Origin of the sequence: Legionella septentrionalis (genome assembly GCF_003989745.1) — a bacterium.
GTDB classification, from domain to species: Bacteria; Pseudomonadota; Gammaproteobacteria; order Legionellales; family Legionellaceae; genus Legionella_A; species Legionella_A septentrionalis.
Genome location: NZ_RZGS01000002.1, coordinates 41,176 through 55,158 on the forward strand (window position 1 = coordinate 41,176; position 13,983 = coordinate 55,158).

The window sequence follows — 13,983 nt, forward strand, 5'->3', positions numbered from 1 at the left end:
AAATGACATTAAAAATAAAAAACTCTCCTGTCTCATGGTCAGCTATTTTAGCGGGGGCAATCGCTGGGGTCGGTTTGAATTTTTTATTAAATCTTTTAGCTTTGGGGCTTGGAATAGTTAGCTTTTCAGTAACCTGGTCAGGTCGAACCGATTTTTCACTGTTAGGATTCTTGTTCTTCTGTTTTGCGGCCGTGATAGCCATGTTTTTAACCGGGTGGATAGCAGGAAGATTAACACCGGCAGGATGGGCACGCTACTGGGGAGTATTGATTGGATTCCTGGCTTGGTCTGTATTATTAATATTCACTCTTATGTTGATTACCAATATGATTCAATATTCTGCGTTTCATACAAATTTTACTTCCAACCTAGTAAGCGTAAAACTAACCAATGGCGCTCCTATGCTTACAGAAACAGCAGCCCATAAGACCCACAATTCTCCTCTTAGCATTAATATTGAAACCAATAAAAAAGAAATTGTCTTGAATGCAATATTGACATTTATGCTTTTTTTTATCGGTGCTTTGTCCAGTTGTTGGGGCGGGTACCTGGGTTATAAGCACTTTCTACGAATAGAAAAAAAAGTTGCTAATATATGAATATCTTAATCTTGGGCTCTTCAGGTTTTTTAGGATCATGGGTAACTTCCAGACTCCTTAACAGAGGGCATCAAGTTATATGTGCAGTGCGGCAGGAAGAGAGCGCCCGCGCCCGCTATCCAAATGCGCAAGTTTTTACTTGTGATTTTTTAAACGAACAATCCACCGCAGCTTGGTTACAAAGACTTGCCAATATTGATGTCATTATAAATTGTGCAGGAATTTTTTATCATTACGATAAAAAAATTATGTGGGCTTTGCACTACAATACGCCAAAGATCATTTATGAGGCAGCCCGGCAGGCGCGCATTAAGAAAATTATTCATATTTCTGCGTTGGGCATTGAAAATTATGACAATGATTATGCAAAGAGCAAACTTGCAGCCGAGAAATGTTTACATTCTTTAGGGATCCCTTACATTATTCTGCGTCCTTCATTTATTTATGGGCCAGGATCTGCAGGCAGCATGACAGTTTTGCGTACTATTTCGGCATTACCTCTGTTGATACCCATTCCAGGTAAAGGCGAGCAAACTTTTCAACCCATCCACGTGAGCGATTTAAGCAAGGCTGTAGTAAATTTCTGCGAAAAGCAAATTTCCGCATCATTGACGTTAGCGGCGGTATCTTCTAAGCCTATTAGTCTGAAAAACATCCTATTGAGCTTGCGCCAATGGCTGGGATTAAAGAAAGCGCGTTTGCTTCGTATCCCGATAAGACTAATAAATATTTTTGCTGTAGTGGGAAATTATATTTCTTATTCGGTGATAAATTCCGCTGCGATCCAAATGTTAGAGCGTGGCAATATGACTACTCCCGAGCAAACAGAGGCATTCATTAAAGCAGCGGGGTTTTCGCCCATGAATTTTAATGAGGGGTTAAACAAAACACCCGCAGCAATACAGGATAAATGGTATGCCCGATTGTTTTTTATGCGACCGCTGTTAAGAATCAGTTTGGCTTTTATGTGGTTAGTAGCAGCAATGGTCAGTCTCTTGCCAGTTTCTGTAAAAGACGCTTACCAGTTGCTGGGCGAGTCAGGAATTAATTCTTCCTGGCAATCGCCGCTGCTTTACAGTGCTGCGATGCTTAATGCACTCATTGGCATGGCTTTGTTATTGAACTACCGAACAAAACTAATTTGTCTAGTACAAATAGTCGTTATTTTGGTTTATACCTTGATCATTACATTTAGGTTACCCTATTTCTGGCTGGAGCCTTTTGGTCCTGTTATAAAAAATATACCCATTTTGGTCAGTATTGCCATGTTGTATTTTATGGAAAAAAAATAAATGCTCTATTTATGGCTGAAATACATTCATATTGTATCATCGACTATTTTATTTGGTACCGGTTTGGGCACAGCATGCGTGATGTGGTATGGTCATTACAAAAAGGATGTACATGCCATGGCCATCATCAATGAATATGTAGTCCTTGTAGATTGGATATTCACTGGTACTTCAGGCATAGTACAGCCTGTGACAGGATTATGGATGGTTTTTATCGCCGGTTATTCCTTCACCTCATTATGGGTTTTGGGAAGTATTATTGGATATCTCATTGCCGCAGCGTGTTGGATACCCGTCGTTTTTCTGCAAATTAAAATCCGCAACCTTACTGTTTATGCGGCAAGGAGTGGCTTAACATTACCACAAGAGTATTTTTTTTATTTTAGATGGTGGTTTCTTTTAGGATGGCCCGCTTTTATTAGCTTGTTAATTGTCTTTTATCTCATGGTAATGAAACCATTTTGATGCAGAAAAAGTGGTCTTGGTTAAAATCCAAGACCACGGATAGTAATTATTGTTGTACGCCGTTTAATTCGCGTTGAATCAAACGAGCTTTCTCCAAATGCATGGAAATGTGATGACGGGTTTTTTCCAAATGCTTGGTCAATGTAGGATTGGTGGAATTTTTAAGCAATTGTTGATCAATCAACTGAATGGCTTCTTGATGATCTTTAACCATCGAATCAATATAAGCTCTATCAAAAGCAGCATTGCTTAATGAATTTAATTGTGCCATTTCTTGCTGGCCCTGGGTTTGCAAACTGCGAGAGAGATCACTCATTTCTGAAGGGGAGCCGATTTTACGTCCAAGGCTTAAGGTAGTTTGTAAATTTGTTCTATGTTCTCTTGCTAAAAATGCCGCGTATCTTCTAACGGTTGGGCTGGCGGCTTTTTTCGCAGCCAAATTAGCGGCAGCAATTTCATTTTTATTAAGCACAACCAAATCCCCAACGACTTGTGAATTGGATTGTTTCGCAGTCATCATGGGAAAATTGGGATTCGGATTATTTGCGCATGCAGCCAGTAAAGAGCAAGATAATACTAAGCTATAAATAGTCTTTTGTTTCATGAGATATCCTTATCGTGAGTTAATTTAACGAATTAATTATAAAAGAAAAAATTAATAATTCTAGTGAAAGGGAAATTTTAAGCAAATCCAAGTATTTCTGCCGTTTATTTTGCCAGATTTTTTAATTAATGTGGATTTATTTATCGAGAGCTCATTAGCCAGCAGAAAAATAAAGAATTCGAAGTGTAAGAGAGACAAAAGCAGGAGCTTGAATTTTCTGCTATATGAGATCTATGAACATGAAATCAAAACAGCCTGATGTCCTGTATCATTATACCAGCCATGATATTTTATTTAATATCGTCGACACGAAGTCTTTGATTGCTTCCCATATTTATTATCTAAACGATTATCATGAAATCAAATATGGAATGAGCCATTTTGTTGAATTGCTCGAAAAAATGAAGAAACAACAAGCGTACCGGCGCTGTGTTTATTTGTTTGAATATATTCAGCATTGGCTTGAAGCCATGCAGGCAGATCCTCCCTATATTTTTTCTTTTTCCCTTTCGGAAAAAGGGAATCTATTAAGCCAGTGGCGGGCATATACTCCTTATGGCATCGGCGTAAGCCTGGGATTTAAAGTGGCAGATCTTGAATGCTATGCGAAAGCCAACCAATTACTGCTGGTGAAATGCATCTATAAAAAAGATAAGCAAATTGAAATTTTAAAAGCACTTTTCCCTAAACTGTTAAACTTATTTGATGAAAATAAAAGAGATTTAACTCAGGCATCTTTAAGAAAACCCACGTCGCCAAGAGCGCTGCATCAAATTAAAAATTTATTGATAAACACCTTTATTCAAATTAAAGATCCGTTATTTTATGAAGAATGTGAATGGCGCATCGTCAGTCGCTTATATGAAGATTATTTAAGCGAAGATATTAAATTTAGGAGCAGCAAGACTACACTTATACCTTATATTTTGCTGGATATAGCAAGCATGCGTCACGACGGACAATTATTTGAGCATGTGTACGTGGGACCCTCGCCCAATTTTGATTTATTGTACCCAGCAATCGTGGCATTTTTGCAAAATAAAAAAGCATGTAATGCAAATATCACCAAGTCGGTGGTGCCTTATCGTGAAATATAGAAAAGGAGTAGCTTAAATGGTGATGATGTGTAGAATAGAAAAATTAAAGTAGTTGTACTAAGTTAACATTCACGAAGAAAGATTTTTTAAATTCGCAAATGGTATTGGGTGAAGTGGAGTGACTATGGCAACGAAGCGGCAAAATAAAAGTCCCTCAAGTTGGGATTTTTCCAGGTTGGCTAAAAAGACGTGTGATGTAGTCGGCAGCTTCTGGAGTTTTCTTTTTGCATGTCTATTTTGTGTAATTTGGTTGATCACAGGCCCATTGTTTAATTATTCCGATACTTGGCAACTCATTATCAATACCAGTACTACCGTCATCACGTTTTTAATCGTTTTTTTGATTCAAAACGCCCAAAACCGGGATACAGCTATCCTAAACTTGAAGTTGGATGAGTTAATTAAATCGCTAAAGGCTGCTGATAATCGTTCTTTAATTTTGGATGATTTATCCGAAACAGAACTTAAGAAGCTGATTAAGAATTACAAAGCGATTAAAGATAAAAAAACAGGAGAGTAAAAATTTTCAACATAACAAGGAGAAATAAGTGCTTAAATATCTTATTGCGTGGTTGTTGGGAGTACCCTTTACCATATTATTAATCATATGGTTACTGGCTCGGATCTTTTAAATTATTTTTATAGGGAGATAAAATAATGCAGCATACTATAACAACACCGCCGCCTCCGGCGCCTCATTTTTTCAAGCGTATTTCGTGGACTGCTGTTTTTGTAGGGGCCTTAGTTGGTGTTGGCCTTGGGTTTTTATTAAACTTGTTTGGAGTAGCTATTGGCCTTGGTGCATTTTCAGTAAACGATAATGGTGGGCTCGTATTGACCATTGGCGGTTTGCTTGGCTTAATTATCGCCACCGTAGTTTCCATGGTGGCTGCAGGGTATGCCGCAGGTTATCTCGGCCGATATTATACACCCAAGCGCAATTATGGGATTTTATACGGCTTTGTTACCTGGAGTTTGGCATTAATCCTAAGTGCTGTCTTTGCAGCTCATGTAAGCAATTATGTGGCTGTCTATACTGCAGGTATTACCCATTCTGGTTTGGTTTCAGGTAAGAATTTAGATACCACGTCGGATACCTTATTGCCTGCCGAAAGAAATGATGCGGCAGCGACTTCAGTCGAACCCGCTAATAAAGTGGCACCTACTACCCGTGATTTAGCTTGGGGCGCGTTTGTCGTTTTCATCTTATTTTTTATCGGGGCGGTATCCACTTGTTTTGGTGCATGCTGGGGTATGAACAGCATGAGAGAAGATTAAGATTTCCCTCTAGAAAGAACAGCTTGAATTGAAGCTATTCTTTCTAGTTTATCAATGCCTCACGAAGTTTGCGTGGTAATGCATTTAAAACTTTCTCAGCCAAATTATCATCCAGTTTATTCATAATAAATTGGATGCCTCCTGCACAGACTGTCTTATATCCACATTCAGATCGCTTAAATCTTTAGCCATAGGCTAAATGAACTCATCCAGATTTTCAGCACGATGAATGGGATGCCTGGCTCTCATTGATCATAATACATCCCCTTTAAAATCAAAGGTAATTACGCCGCAAAAGATGTGGTTAAATCCTCAGGCGGCTTATCTTAACGTGCAATACTATACGTAAAATAGGATAGTAATTCATAACGGAAATGACCAAAGTCTTTAACTCGGTGTAACCACCTAAATATCATTTAATGAAGATTCGATTGAAGAAACTTGCATAATAAACTCCTTTTTGCAAATTAACCTTTTTTGCCTCCGCCTGATTCTTTATTCACAGTTCGCCAGGCTCTTTCTTCCGCTTCATCCTTAGAGACTCCCTTTTTGCGATAGCTGTCTTCAATATGCTCAGCTTGTCTTTTTTGCTTATCAGTATATTTTGATTTATCTCCTTTAGGCATCATGTTCTCCTTAAACAATCCCTCTTATTAAACTATAGAGCTTGCTTATAAAAAACACAAGAAGGACAAATATAGGTTAATTTTTAAAAAAATCAATTAAATTCTGAAATTTCTTACTATATTTAATTAAGAGGATGGAGATAAAGCCATCCCAGGAAAACTACATAGGGAGAAAGGGAATGAACAAAGATATTTTTCAGGGAAAATGGGAAGAAGTAAAAGGAAAAATTAAAAAAACCTGGGGAAAAATCACCGACGATGAACTCGATGAGCTAGAAGGAAACCAGCAAGAAATATTTGGAAAATTGCAAAAACATTATGGATATTCAAAGGAAGAAGCAAAAAAAGCCATTGATGATTTCAATCGCGAGTGAGTTTGCTAAGGTTGGCCTTCACAGGCCAACCTGATGTTAACGCATGCAAACATGAAATAATGGGTCACCTTCATTGACCATTGGTTCTGTGGTTTTAGCAAAAATAATTCCATCACAAGTAGCAAGAACATTAATTGGTTTTTCAATATCAAATGGATCAGAAAGTTCGGCCAATATTTGATCTTTTATAATGGAAGAAATAAGATTTTTATTCGTTTTCAAAAGCCCGCTAACGGGAGCTCTAATCCATTTCGTGGCACTGTAATATTGGGAAAAAAAAGTGTTTAGGGTTTTCCACTCCGAACCAATCATATTCAAATGAGATAAAATATTTAAAATCCCTTGTAAACCGATTTCAATGCAATCTTCATTGAGCCGCTGCGCTTCTCCTCCTTCGAATACCAATAAAGGAATATGCTGCTCAAGGGCTATTTTTCTTAGTGATTTATTGGGTACAGGTGTGCCTAAAATGGGTACGCCGAATTCTTGCGCCAATGTTTTCGCATCACTTGATTTTGAAATCCTTACATGCGGGAAATTAAACAAACAGCGGCCGCCGGAATGCAGATCGATGCCATAGTGGCATTTTTTAACAATTTCATTGGTGTAAAAGTAAGTTAGCCGTGAGGCAAGACTGCCATTTTCACCACCCGGAAATGAGCGGTTTAAATCCCTATTCTTTATGTTTCTTGTTTGCAGCATGAGCCCATATGGATTGGCAACCGGGACTGTAATTAGTGTTCCAGAAAGTTGTTCCAAAGCGGCATGCTTGTGTAATCTATTCACAATTTCAATGCCATTCAACTCGTCGCCATGCAGCGTGCTAAAAATAAATAATTTGGGTCCCGGATTAAGCCCATGAAATACATGAATGGGAATTTTTAATTTTCTTCGCGTAAATAAACTTGAAAAATCATATAAAAATTTAATTTTTTGCCCAGGAATAATTTTTTTCCCACATAATTCAAAAAATTCATTTTTTATTTGAATCATTGCCGTAATATCGATAACAAAACTTAAGATCGTTTCGATCTTAAGTTTTGCGGTTTCTTATTGTCGACGTGGACCAGATTGAGACTTTTCCTGCGTTTGCTCATTGGTTGTTTTGCCTTCTTTGTTACCGAAGGTACTATTGCGATCGCCACCTAAGCCTCGTTGTGAGCCTTGTTCATTTCCCTGGCCTTTTTCTTGGCCCATGTTCTCAGAAGGGTGGCCAGATTTTTGGTTTTGCTGCCAGTTTTGTCCTTGTTGTCTATTTTGGCCAGTTTGTTGATTTTGACCAGTCTGATTTTGTTGATTATTTTGTTGTCCGGATTTTTGGGAATTCCATTTATCATCCATTTTATTATCCATTGCAATCTCCTTTTGTTTGTTTGCACCTAAACGAATAGGTCAAAAATTTCCGTAGTGCAAGCAACTTTCCCTGGTAAAAAAGTTAACATCTTGATAGTTGAATTAAATTTTCTTTGATTTTTTTAGAAAATGAAACGGTGTACATTTGTTATACTTAATGTAAAGCAAGGAGGAGACAGGAATGGAAAAATCGAAACTGGATAAAAAATCTGAAAAATCTTCACCCCCTAGAAAAGAAAGCTTAAAGAAAATAAAAAAGGATGATGATTTAGACGAAGCTTTGGAAGAGACATTTCCCGCAAGCGATGCTACGGCTAAGTACCAGGGAGAAACGCGTGTTTTCCCCGATTTGGGTAATAAAAAGTAGGGCCTTAACTGCGTATTTTTTCAGGTGGCAGTAAAAAATTACGAAGTTAGAATAAATTGATTTTTTAAATTGTTTATACTTAACTGATTAAGACCACGCACTTACCAATGAACACTATTATGGCTAAAAATAATACTTGGTACGGTCTGAACTTGCTTCCAATTTACGTTGAAATCGTAGAGAGTCAATTGGAGGCAGCGCATGCGCAGTTAGAAAAATTGCAAGCCGCTGAAAGTCAAATAGAGGGAATTGATCCTCGGACTTTGATGCGCTTAAATAAGCTTTATTCTTCCCAAAAAATGGATAATTGGGTATTTTTCGATCAATGTAAGCAATGGCGTAATAGTAACCCTAATAGGGAGCAATTGCGCTTAATTGCTTATGTGGAAAAAAATGCCGCTCAATTAGATTTAATTAGTCGACAAATTTTAGTTTTAATTGAATCTTTACAGCAAAAACGCAGGCAAGAAATGGCGGATACAGGATTTGACTGGTTATTAAAAACATTTTCCGGAAAGTCTAGGTAATTTATTAAGCTTTTAGTCAGAAATGAAGCAGCGTAAATTATAGGTTGATATTTAAGGATTGCTTAATATTCCAGAATTCTTCCCAAGGATCTTGCTGCAATGCGAGCAAGCGTTTAGGTAAGGTTTTTATCGTAAAAAGAGTATCGTTGATTCGATGGGTAAGCTCATCCCAATGCAGTGGTGTTGCGACAGGGGCATGCAGTTTAGCCCGTGTTGAATAAGGTGCAATGGCAGTTGCATTGCGTTGGTTGCGAAGATAATCAAGAAAAATTTTTCCCTTACGCTTTATTTTTGCCATATTAGAAACGTATTTTTCTGGACTTTGTTGTTCGACAAACCGTGCAAAAAGTTCTGAAAAATTTTTAATTACATCCCAAGAATGCTCTGGTTTTATGGGAATGACCACGTGTAAGCCTTTACCCCCTGTACTTTTTATAAATGATTTTAAATTTAATTCAGCAAGATATTCTTTTATTTCGAAAGCTGCACCTACAACTTGTGACCATTTAAGTTCTGGCGAAGGATCTAAATCAAAAGTGATGATATCAGGATACTCTAAATGCTCGATGGTGCTTCCCCATGGGTGAATTTCCAAAACCCCCATTTGTACGAGTCCAAGCAATCCTCCTTTATCGGTCAGATACATATATTCTTCAATGCCATCATCATTATTATTTTTAATCGGCATGGGTTTTAACGTTTTGGCCGAAGATTTGTTAAAATGTTTTTGATAAAAACATTCCTTGTAATCCGTTGGGCAGCGCACCAAAGTTAACGGACGATTGCGAATATATGGCAAGATATAAGGACATACTTCGGAATAATACTCACAAATGTCACCTTTTGTAATATGGTCTTCCTTATATAGGATCTTATTGGGATTCGATATTTTAAGTCCTGTATGGTTTTGCTTTCCTCTGGGTGTATCCGTAGCAATATTTTCAATGTGCTCTTCTTTTTCGCGGGTCACTTGTTCGGGTTTTTTATCTTCCCGCAGACCTTTAAAGCTGGGGTGGCGCAACCTTCCATCACTGGTCCATTCAGAAAATTCAATTTCCACGACTAAAACGGGCTTAACCCATGTTGCTGTTCTAATGCCCGGAGGATTTATATTAAAAGGATTTTTTGCAGTGACTAAGTTTTTTAACTTGGAATAAATGATGTCTAAAGAAGTTTCTGTAAAACCCGTCCCTACATTCCCGCAATAGATAAATTTACCATTATCATAAATGCCTATGTATAAAGAGCCAAAATACACACGCGAACCCCGAGGCGGTGAGAAGCCGCCGATGACAAACTCCTGTCTTTGGACGCATTTTATTTTTAACCAGGATTTAGAGCGTTTTGGAGTGTAAGGGCTATCGACGCGCTTGGAGATAATGCCTTCTAAGGCAAATTGACAAGAACATTTAAACATTTCTTTCCCTTGCCCTATTACATGATCGCTGTAGCGGATAGAAGGAGAAGTATTTAGTAATAATGGTTCAAGCAATTTTTTTCTTTCTAGCAACGGCAAGGAACGTATATCCCATTGGTCATAATACAAAAGGTCAAAGACATAATAGAGAAAAGCGCCTTCATTTTCTTTGATGGAATTTTGTAATAACTGGAAGTTAGACCGGTGTTTTTCGTCTAAAAAAACCAATTCTCCATCGAGGATAAGCTTACTTAATGGCAATTTTTTTAATTCATTGGCAATGCTTAGAAATTCAGCAGTCCAGTCCTTGTTATTTCTGGATATAAGTTTTATATGTTTACCTTCTTTAAACGCAAGGATGCGATATCCGTCCAATTTTATCTCATGGAGCCAATCATCTCCTTCAGGAGGTGCGTCAACCAAAGTAGCCAATTGCGGAGAAATAAGCTTAGGAAATGGCGCTGTAGGTAATTCGAGACTGGCTTTTTCAAAGCGTGGTTTATTTATTTTTTTAAAACCGGTTCTTGCCCAGACTGCATTATAATTTTCGGCAATCTCATCAATGGATTGGTTAGATATTACGCTGTCAGGTTCCTCTTTAGTAATATCATAATCGCTTAAAAGGCGAGCATAGCCATCTTTGTATTTTATAAGGAACCAGGCATTTGCTTCCGTCTTAAAGCGGATTAAATCCCATCTTCCTTTTAATTTTTGTGCATCCAATTCAAAGCGTAAATGGCCTTTTTGATACGCTTGTTCGGGGTTTTCATCCAAAGGTTTCCAACTTCCTTTATCCCAAAGCAATACTGTACCGCCGCCATATTCACCTTTAGGGATAATGCCTTCAAAAGTGCCATATTCGATGGGGTGATCCTCCACATGCATGGCTAATCGCTTGACATCAGGATCAAGACAGGGACCTTTGGGAACTGCCCAGCTTTTAAGAACTCCATCCAATTCAATACGGAAATCATAATGCAAATGGCTGGCGGCATGTTTTTGGATGATAAATAAAAATTTGTTTTTTTTATGTACCTGTCCTTTAGGTTCAGGGGTTTTGCTAAAATTCCTTTTATTGTGATATTGGCGTAGTCCCATAAAAATCCCTGCCCTTGCTTACAGCATTCATATGGATGTTTTAATTATAATATTATTTAACATTTTTTTTAAAAAATGCACAAAACGATATTGAATAAATCCGGTGGCTATCTTTTAAAAACCGAAGAAGTTAGGGCAAAAAAAATAGTAATAGTTTCAAGATGGTTCCAAAAGTTATGTGTTTTCTATTTGCATTCTCTTTTTGATTGATCTATCCCTTAGGAGAGAAATATAAAAATAATAAACGTTGAGTGAGAGCAGGAGATTAAGAAAAATTTTTTAGGAGCAAAAATTATGAAAAGGATATTTTATGTATTGTTAGCCACATTGGCTTTTAGCACCGCAGGATTTGCCAATACTGACTCAGGAGGCAGCAGCACAACCAACACGATGGGAACAAGCAGTGACGTAAACGGAGGTACAAGTTCCACTACCGGCATGGATAGTTCAACTACAGGAACAGGTACAACCACCAGTACTGGTACTATGGATACAACCAGTGGAACCGATAGCACCACAGGCACCAGTACCACTACAGATACAGGCACTGTGAATGGTGATACCAGTACGGGAACCACTTCCGATATGAATACAGGTACAGGAATGGATGCTGGCACCAGCTCAGACACTGGCACAGGTACTACGACTAGTACAGATAGTACAACAGGCACATCCACTACTACAGACATGAATACTTCCACTGGTTATGATACAGAGGAGTAATTCTTTGTATAAGCTAACTCGCGCAAGTGAGTTAGCTTTATTTAATTGAAAAAATGGAAAAAAAACACGCCAAAGTAAACTGCTGTAGCCACCCCAAGCATACCAGCTAAAAATAAACTCATGATCACTGCAAAACGATTATGTGCTATCACCCAAATCAAAATGAATTTAGAAATAAAACTCGCCACGATCATAATCCCTAGTAATTGTGTGGCAGTAGTTAGGGATAGGCCTTTATCCTGATAGAGCAATGCGACTGCATAAGCCATACCATGAATTTCAAATAAACCAGTAATAAAAGAAGTCAGGGGTAGGGCAGATTCACCAATATGCTGATTGATTAAGCCTACCAATAACAAAATTCCCCCAATTAAAAACGCCAGCTTGAAAATAGCTTTGATGTCTAGAGGATTGGGGGGTGTTACGGTAATTTTTTGCTGTTGATTGTAACGCAAGCATAACCATGAAGCAGCCATGCCAAATACAATGGTTGCGAGAATCGGCCATATGATAATTTTTAATAAAGAAGGGGCTGTATAGAATATAACAATTAAAAAGCCGCATAACGTCGCGATTGTGGCAAAAATGCCTGCTACGATTGCCGAAGTTGTACTTTGTTTCCTACTTTTTTTCGCGTTAGCGTGAGCCAATGAAGCAAATACGGCAGTAGAGGAAGCTAGGCCGCCAAAAAAACCGAGTAACAACATGCCTAAACCCTCGCCAAACAAGCGGATGGCAACATAGCCTCCAAATTGTAAAGCAGCGAGTATTAATACGATAATTCCAAAATTTTGTGGATTAAATAATCCCCAGGGATCAATGACTTTGTCGGGTAAAAAAGACACAATCACTAGAGAAATAATGATGATGGTAATGGAAGCTTCAATTTCTTTGGCAGTAATTTTTTCCTTGGCAAACCTGTGCAAGCTTTGCCGTCCGTAAAGAATTAACAAAATAACTGTGGCAATGGAAAGCGCTAATAATTTTTCTTTCCATATTAAATAACCTAATAAATAAACTGCAGCGCCTGCCATTTCAGTTGTGATGCCAATTTCATTTGTTTTTTTTCTGATCTCGGTAAAGCGAAAATAACCAAACAATAGGGCCGAAAAAACAAATAAGCTGAGCATTAGGGTGATGTATGGGGCATGTATTTGGGCCGCCAATGTCCCTAAAATAGATAAAAGAATGAAGGTGCGCATGCCAATCGCTTTGCTTCCTTCAGCGTGGCTGCGCTCGCGCTCTATCCCTATGAGCAACCCTATCATAAAAGAAAGAAGAAATGGCTGTATGGTTTCAAGCATATAAATTCTTCTTGAATGTTTTTGGCATTAATAAGTTTGGCCAGTTTCCATTTCTTGTTGTATGCCACCCACTACCCATTGGGAGCTGTGGGTAAATTTGCGGAAATGCCAAATTTCATTTAGAGGGATGGACGCATCATTTTCCTTAATTAAACCTGTGAAGCGTACGCTTATCATCATGCCGTCTGGCTGTTTGGTTACATCCAGCAATTGTGCGTTTAAGGTACCAATTTCTGTAACATTAGGTTCATCGCCGCGTTCGTCCAATTGCATTTTAATTTCTGCAAACACTTCAGGGACAGTGAAAGCAGTTAAATCTTGCATGTTTTTTTGATCATAAGCATTCTGCAAGCGTATAAACATGACTTTTGCCTCACGCAGGAAGCTTTCAGTATCGAAATCTTGGGTTTCATCTGCGAAATAAGGTTCTTGGCGATAATCATTTCGTGTTTGGCCTCGTCCGAACGCTTGAGACGCGGTTTGATAATTGAGAGTTTGTCTTTTGCGGAAGAAATTAAATATCAGCAATCCTAATAAACCTAAAATCGCCCAGGTTACCAGACCGCTTGCCAATCCATGTTGCATAAATAAACTGGCCAGTAAGCCGCCAATCAATAACCCGCCAAGCATCCCGCCCCAACGGCTGCTATTCGAGCGCTGGCCTAAAGGTTTGGTGTTTTTAGGGGCAGAATGAGAAAAACTGCTATGCGAACGTTGCACGCCAAAACTCCGCCCGCCACCAAAACGCTTGGCTGCTGCTTCATTCATGGTAAGACCGAAGCTTAATAATACGATTAAAAAATAAGCAAAAAATTTGTACATTTTGACAACCCAATTAAAAAAACATCATTATTGCACT

At 38.3% G+C, this 13,983-nt stretch carries 17 protein-coding genes; 10 read left to right on the top strand and 7 right to left on the bottom strand.

The window, feature by feature from the left end; genetic code table 11:
- Window positions 1-2: 2 nt before the first annotated feature.
- The 3 genes from ELY11_RS01290 to ELY11_RS01300 are packed head-to-tail and all read left to right on the top strand — an operon-like array spanning window position 3 to window position 2,356.
- A complete protein-coding gene (locus ELY11_RS01290) occupies window positions 3-599 on the top strand; it encodes a hypothetical protein (RefSeq protein ID WP_126953990.1) in 597 nt (198 codons plus the stop codon).
- Complete coding sequence (locus ELY11_RS01295) at window positions 596-1,891, top strand: SDR family oxidoreductase (protein WP_127032358.1); 1,296 nt, start codon at window positions 596-598, stop codon at window positions 1,889-1,891. Before ELY11_RS01290 ends, ELY11_RS01295 begins: the two co-directional genes overlap by 4 nt.
- Window positions 1,892-2,356 (top strand): DUF2269 family protein, encoded by a 465-nt coding sequence (locus tag ELY11_RS01300; RefSeq protein ID WP_126953992.1) that lies wholly within the window; start codon window positions 1,892-1,894, stop codon window positions 2,354-2,356.
- 46 nt (window positions 2,357-2,402) lie between these two features.
- Here ELY11_RS01300 and ELY11_RS01305 read toward each other — a convergent pair whose 3' ends face one another.
- Complete coding sequence (locus ELY11_RS01305; RefSeq protein ID WP_127032359.1) at window positions 2,403-2,960, bottom strand: DUF4142 domain-containing protein; 558 nt, start codon at window positions 2,958-2,960, stop codon at window positions 2,403-2,405.
- A gap of 239 nt (window positions 2,961-3,199) precedes the next feature.
- Between ELY11_RS01305 and ELY11_RS01310 the strand changes: the two genes are divergently transcribed.
- The 3 genes from ELY11_RS01310 to ELY11_RS01320 all read left to right on the top strand — a co-directional run bounded on the left by ELY11_RS01310 (window position 3,200) and on the right by ELY11_RS01320 (window position 5,335).
- Window positions 3,200-4,057 (top strand): DUF2971 domain-containing protein, encoded by an 858-nt coding sequence (locus tag ELY11_RS01310; protein WP_158614980.1) that lies wholly within the window; start codon window positions 3,200-3,202, stop codon window positions 4,055-4,057.
- 124 nt (window positions 4,058-4,181) lie between these two features.
- A complete protein-coding gene (locus ELY11_RS01315) occupies window positions 4,182-4,577 on the top strand; it encodes a low affinity iron permease family protein (protein WP_126953995.1) in 396 nt (131 codons plus the stop codon).
- Between the two features lie 137 nt (window positions 4,578-4,714).
- Complete coding sequence (locus ELY11_RS01320) at window positions 4,715-5,335, top strand: hypothetical protein (protein WP_126953996.1); 621 nt, start codon at window positions 4,715-4,717, stop codon at window positions 5,333-5,335.
- A 467-nt stretch (window positions 5,336-5,802) separates the two neighbouring features.
- On the opposite strand, the gene ELY11_RS01325 is transcribed toward ELY11_RS01320, so the two are convergent.
- The gene (locus tag ELY11_RS01325) at window positions 5,803-5,964 is read right to left on the bottom strand and encodes a hypothetical protein (RefSeq protein ID WP_158614981.1); all 162 of its coding nucleotides are present in this window, start codon (window positions 5,962-5,964) and stop codon (window positions 5,803-5,805) included.
- Window positions 5,965-6,140: 176 nt separating this feature from the next.
- Between ELY11_RS01325 and ELY11_RS01330 the strand changes: the two genes are divergently transcribed.
- Window positions 6,141-6,335: a CsbD family protein gene (locus ELY11_RS01330; RefSeq protein WP_126953997.1), complete on the top strand. Its 195-nt coding sequence runs from the start codon at window positions 6,141-6,143 to the stop codon at window positions 6,333-6,335.
- 36 nt (window positions 6,336-6,371) lie between these two features.
- On the opposite strand, the gene ELY11_RS01335 is transcribed toward ELY11_RS01330, so the two are convergent.
- Window positions 6,372-7,328 carry a succinylglutamate desuccinylase/aspartoacylase family protein gene (locus ELY11_RS01335; RefSeq protein WP_127032360.1) on the bottom strand — a complete coding sequence of 319 codons (957 nt, stop codon included), beginning with the start codon at window positions 7,326-7,328 and terminating at the stop codon, window positions 6,372-6,374.
- 57 nt (window positions 7,329-7,385) lie between these two features.
- Complete coding sequence (locus tag ELY11_RS01340; protein ID WP_126953999.1) at window positions 7,386-7,688, bottom strand: hypothetical protein; 303 nt, start codon at window positions 7,686-7,688, stop codon at window positions 7,386-7,388.
- Between the two features lie 181 nt (window positions 7,689-7,869).
- Here ELY11_RS01340 and ELY11_RS01345 point away from each other — a divergent pair, with 181 nt between their 5' ends.
- Both ELY11_RS01345 and ELY11_RS01350 read left to right on the top strand, forming a co-directional pair.
- Window positions 7,870-8,055, top strand: coding sequence for a hypothetical protein (locus ELY11_RS01345; RefSeq protein WP_127032361.1), 186 nt, complete (start codon window positions 7,870-7,872; stop codon window positions 8,053-8,055).
- Window positions 8,056-8,174: 119 nt separating this feature from the next.
- A complete protein-coding gene (locus tag ELY11_RS01350; RefSeq protein ID WP_127032362.1) occupies window positions 8,175-8,582 on the top strand; it encodes a hypothetical protein in 408 nt (135 codons plus the stop codon).
- A 37-nt stretch (window positions 8,583-8,619) separates the two neighbouring features.
- On the opposite strand, the gene ligD is transcribed toward ELY11_RS01350, so the two are convergent.
- Window positions 8,620-11,097, bottom strand: coding sequence for a DNA ligase D (gene ligD / locus ELY11_RS01355; RefSeq protein ID WP_127032363.1), 2,478 nt, complete (start codon window positions 11,095-11,097; stop codon window positions 8,620-8,622).
- Window positions 11,098-11,391: 294 nt separating this feature from the next.
- Between ligD and ELY11_RS12360 the strand changes: the two genes are divergently transcribed.
- Window positions 11,392-11,820, top strand: coding sequence for a hypothetical protein (locus ELY11_RS12360; protein WP_158615160.1), 429 nt, complete (start codon window positions 11,392-11,394; stop codon window positions 11,818-11,820).
- A gap of 41 nt (window positions 11,821-11,861) precedes the next feature.
- Here ELY11_RS12360 and ELY11_RS01365 read toward each other — a convergent pair whose 3' ends face one another.
- Window positions 11,862-13,124, bottom strand: a complete 1,263-nt coding sequence (locus tag ELY11_RS01365; RefSeq protein ID WP_127032364.1) for an MgtC/SapB family protein — start codon at window positions 13,122-13,124, stop codon at window positions 11,862-11,864.
- A gap of 27 nt (window positions 13,125-13,151) precedes the next feature.
- A complete protein-coding gene (locus ELY11_RS01370; protein WP_127032365.1) occupies window positions 13,152-13,946 on the bottom strand; it encodes a Tim44 domain-containing protein in 795 nt (264 codons plus the stop codon).
- Window positions 13,947-13,983 lie beyond the last annotated feature (37 nt).

Excerpts from the sequence above, each read along its gene's own strand:
- ELY11_RS01290 (WP_126953990.1), top strand. The coding sequence starts at position 3 with ATGACATTAAAAATAAAAAACTCTCCTGTCTCATGGTCAGCTATTTTA.
- ELY11_RS01295 (WP_127032358.1), top strand. The coding sequence starts at position 596 with ATGAATATCTTAATCTTGGGCTCTTCAGGTTTTTTAGGATCATGGGTA.
- ELY11_RS01300 (WP_126953992.1), top strand. The coding sequence starts at position 1,892 with ATGCTCTATTTATGGCTGAAATACATTCATATTGTATCATCGACTATT.
- ELY11_RS01305 (WP_127032359.1), bottom strand. The coding sequence starts at position 2,960 with ATGAAACAAAAGACTATTTATAGCTTAGTATTATCTTGCTCTTTACTG.
- ELY11_RS01310 (WP_158614980.1), top strand. The coding sequence starts at position 3,200 with ATGAAATCAAAACAGCCTGATGTCCTGTATCATTATACCAGCCATGAT.
- ELY11_RS01315 (WP_126953995.1), top strand. The coding sequence starts at position 4,182 with ATGGCAACGAAGCGGCAAAATAAAAGTCCCTCAAGTTGGGATTTTTCC.
- ELY11_RS01320 (WP_126953996.1), top strand. The coding sequence starts at position 4,715 with ATGCAGCATACTATAACAACACCGCCGCCTCCGGCGCCTCATTTTTTC.
- ELY11_RS01325 (WP_158614981.1), bottom strand. The coding sequence starts at position 5,964 with ATGATGCCTAAAGGAGATAAATCAAAATATACTGATAAGCAAAAAAGA.
- ELY11_RS01330 (WP_126953997.1), top strand. The coding sequence starts at position 6,141 with ATGAACAAAGATATTTTTCAGGGAAAATGGGAAGAAGTAAAAGGAAAA.
- ELY11_RS01335 (WP_127032360.1), bottom strand. The coding sequence starts at position 7,328 with ATGATTCAAATAAAAAATGAATTTTTTGAATTATGTGGGAAAAAAATT.
- ELY11_RS01340 (WP_126953999.1), bottom strand. The coding sequence starts at position 7,688 with ATGGATAATAAAATGGATGATAAATGGAATTCCCAAAAATCCGGACAA.
- ELY11_RS01345 (WP_127032361.1), top strand. The coding sequence starts at position 7,870 with ATGGAAAAATCGAAACTGGATAAAAAATCTGAAAAATCTTCACCCCCT.
- ELY11_RS01350 (WP_127032362.1), top strand. The coding sequence starts at position 8,175 with ATGGCTAAAAATAATACTTGGTACGGTCTGAACTTGCTTCCAATTTAC.
- ligD (WP_127032363.1), bottom strand. The coding sequence starts at position 11,097 with ATGGGACTACGCCAATATCACAATAAAAGGAATTTTAGCAAAACCCCT.
- ELY11_RS12360 (WP_158615160.1), top strand. The coding sequence starts at position 11,392 with ATGAAAAGGATATTTTATGTATTGTTAGCCACATTGGCTTTTAGCACC.
- ELY11_RS01365 (WP_127032364.1), bottom strand. The coding sequence starts at position 13,124 with ATGCTTGAAACCATACAGCCATTTCTTCTTTCTTTTATGATAGGGTTG.
- ELY11_RS01370 (WP_127032365.1), bottom strand. The coding sequence starts at position 13,946 with ATGTACAAATTTTTTGCTTATTTTTTAATCGTATTATTAAGCTTCGGT.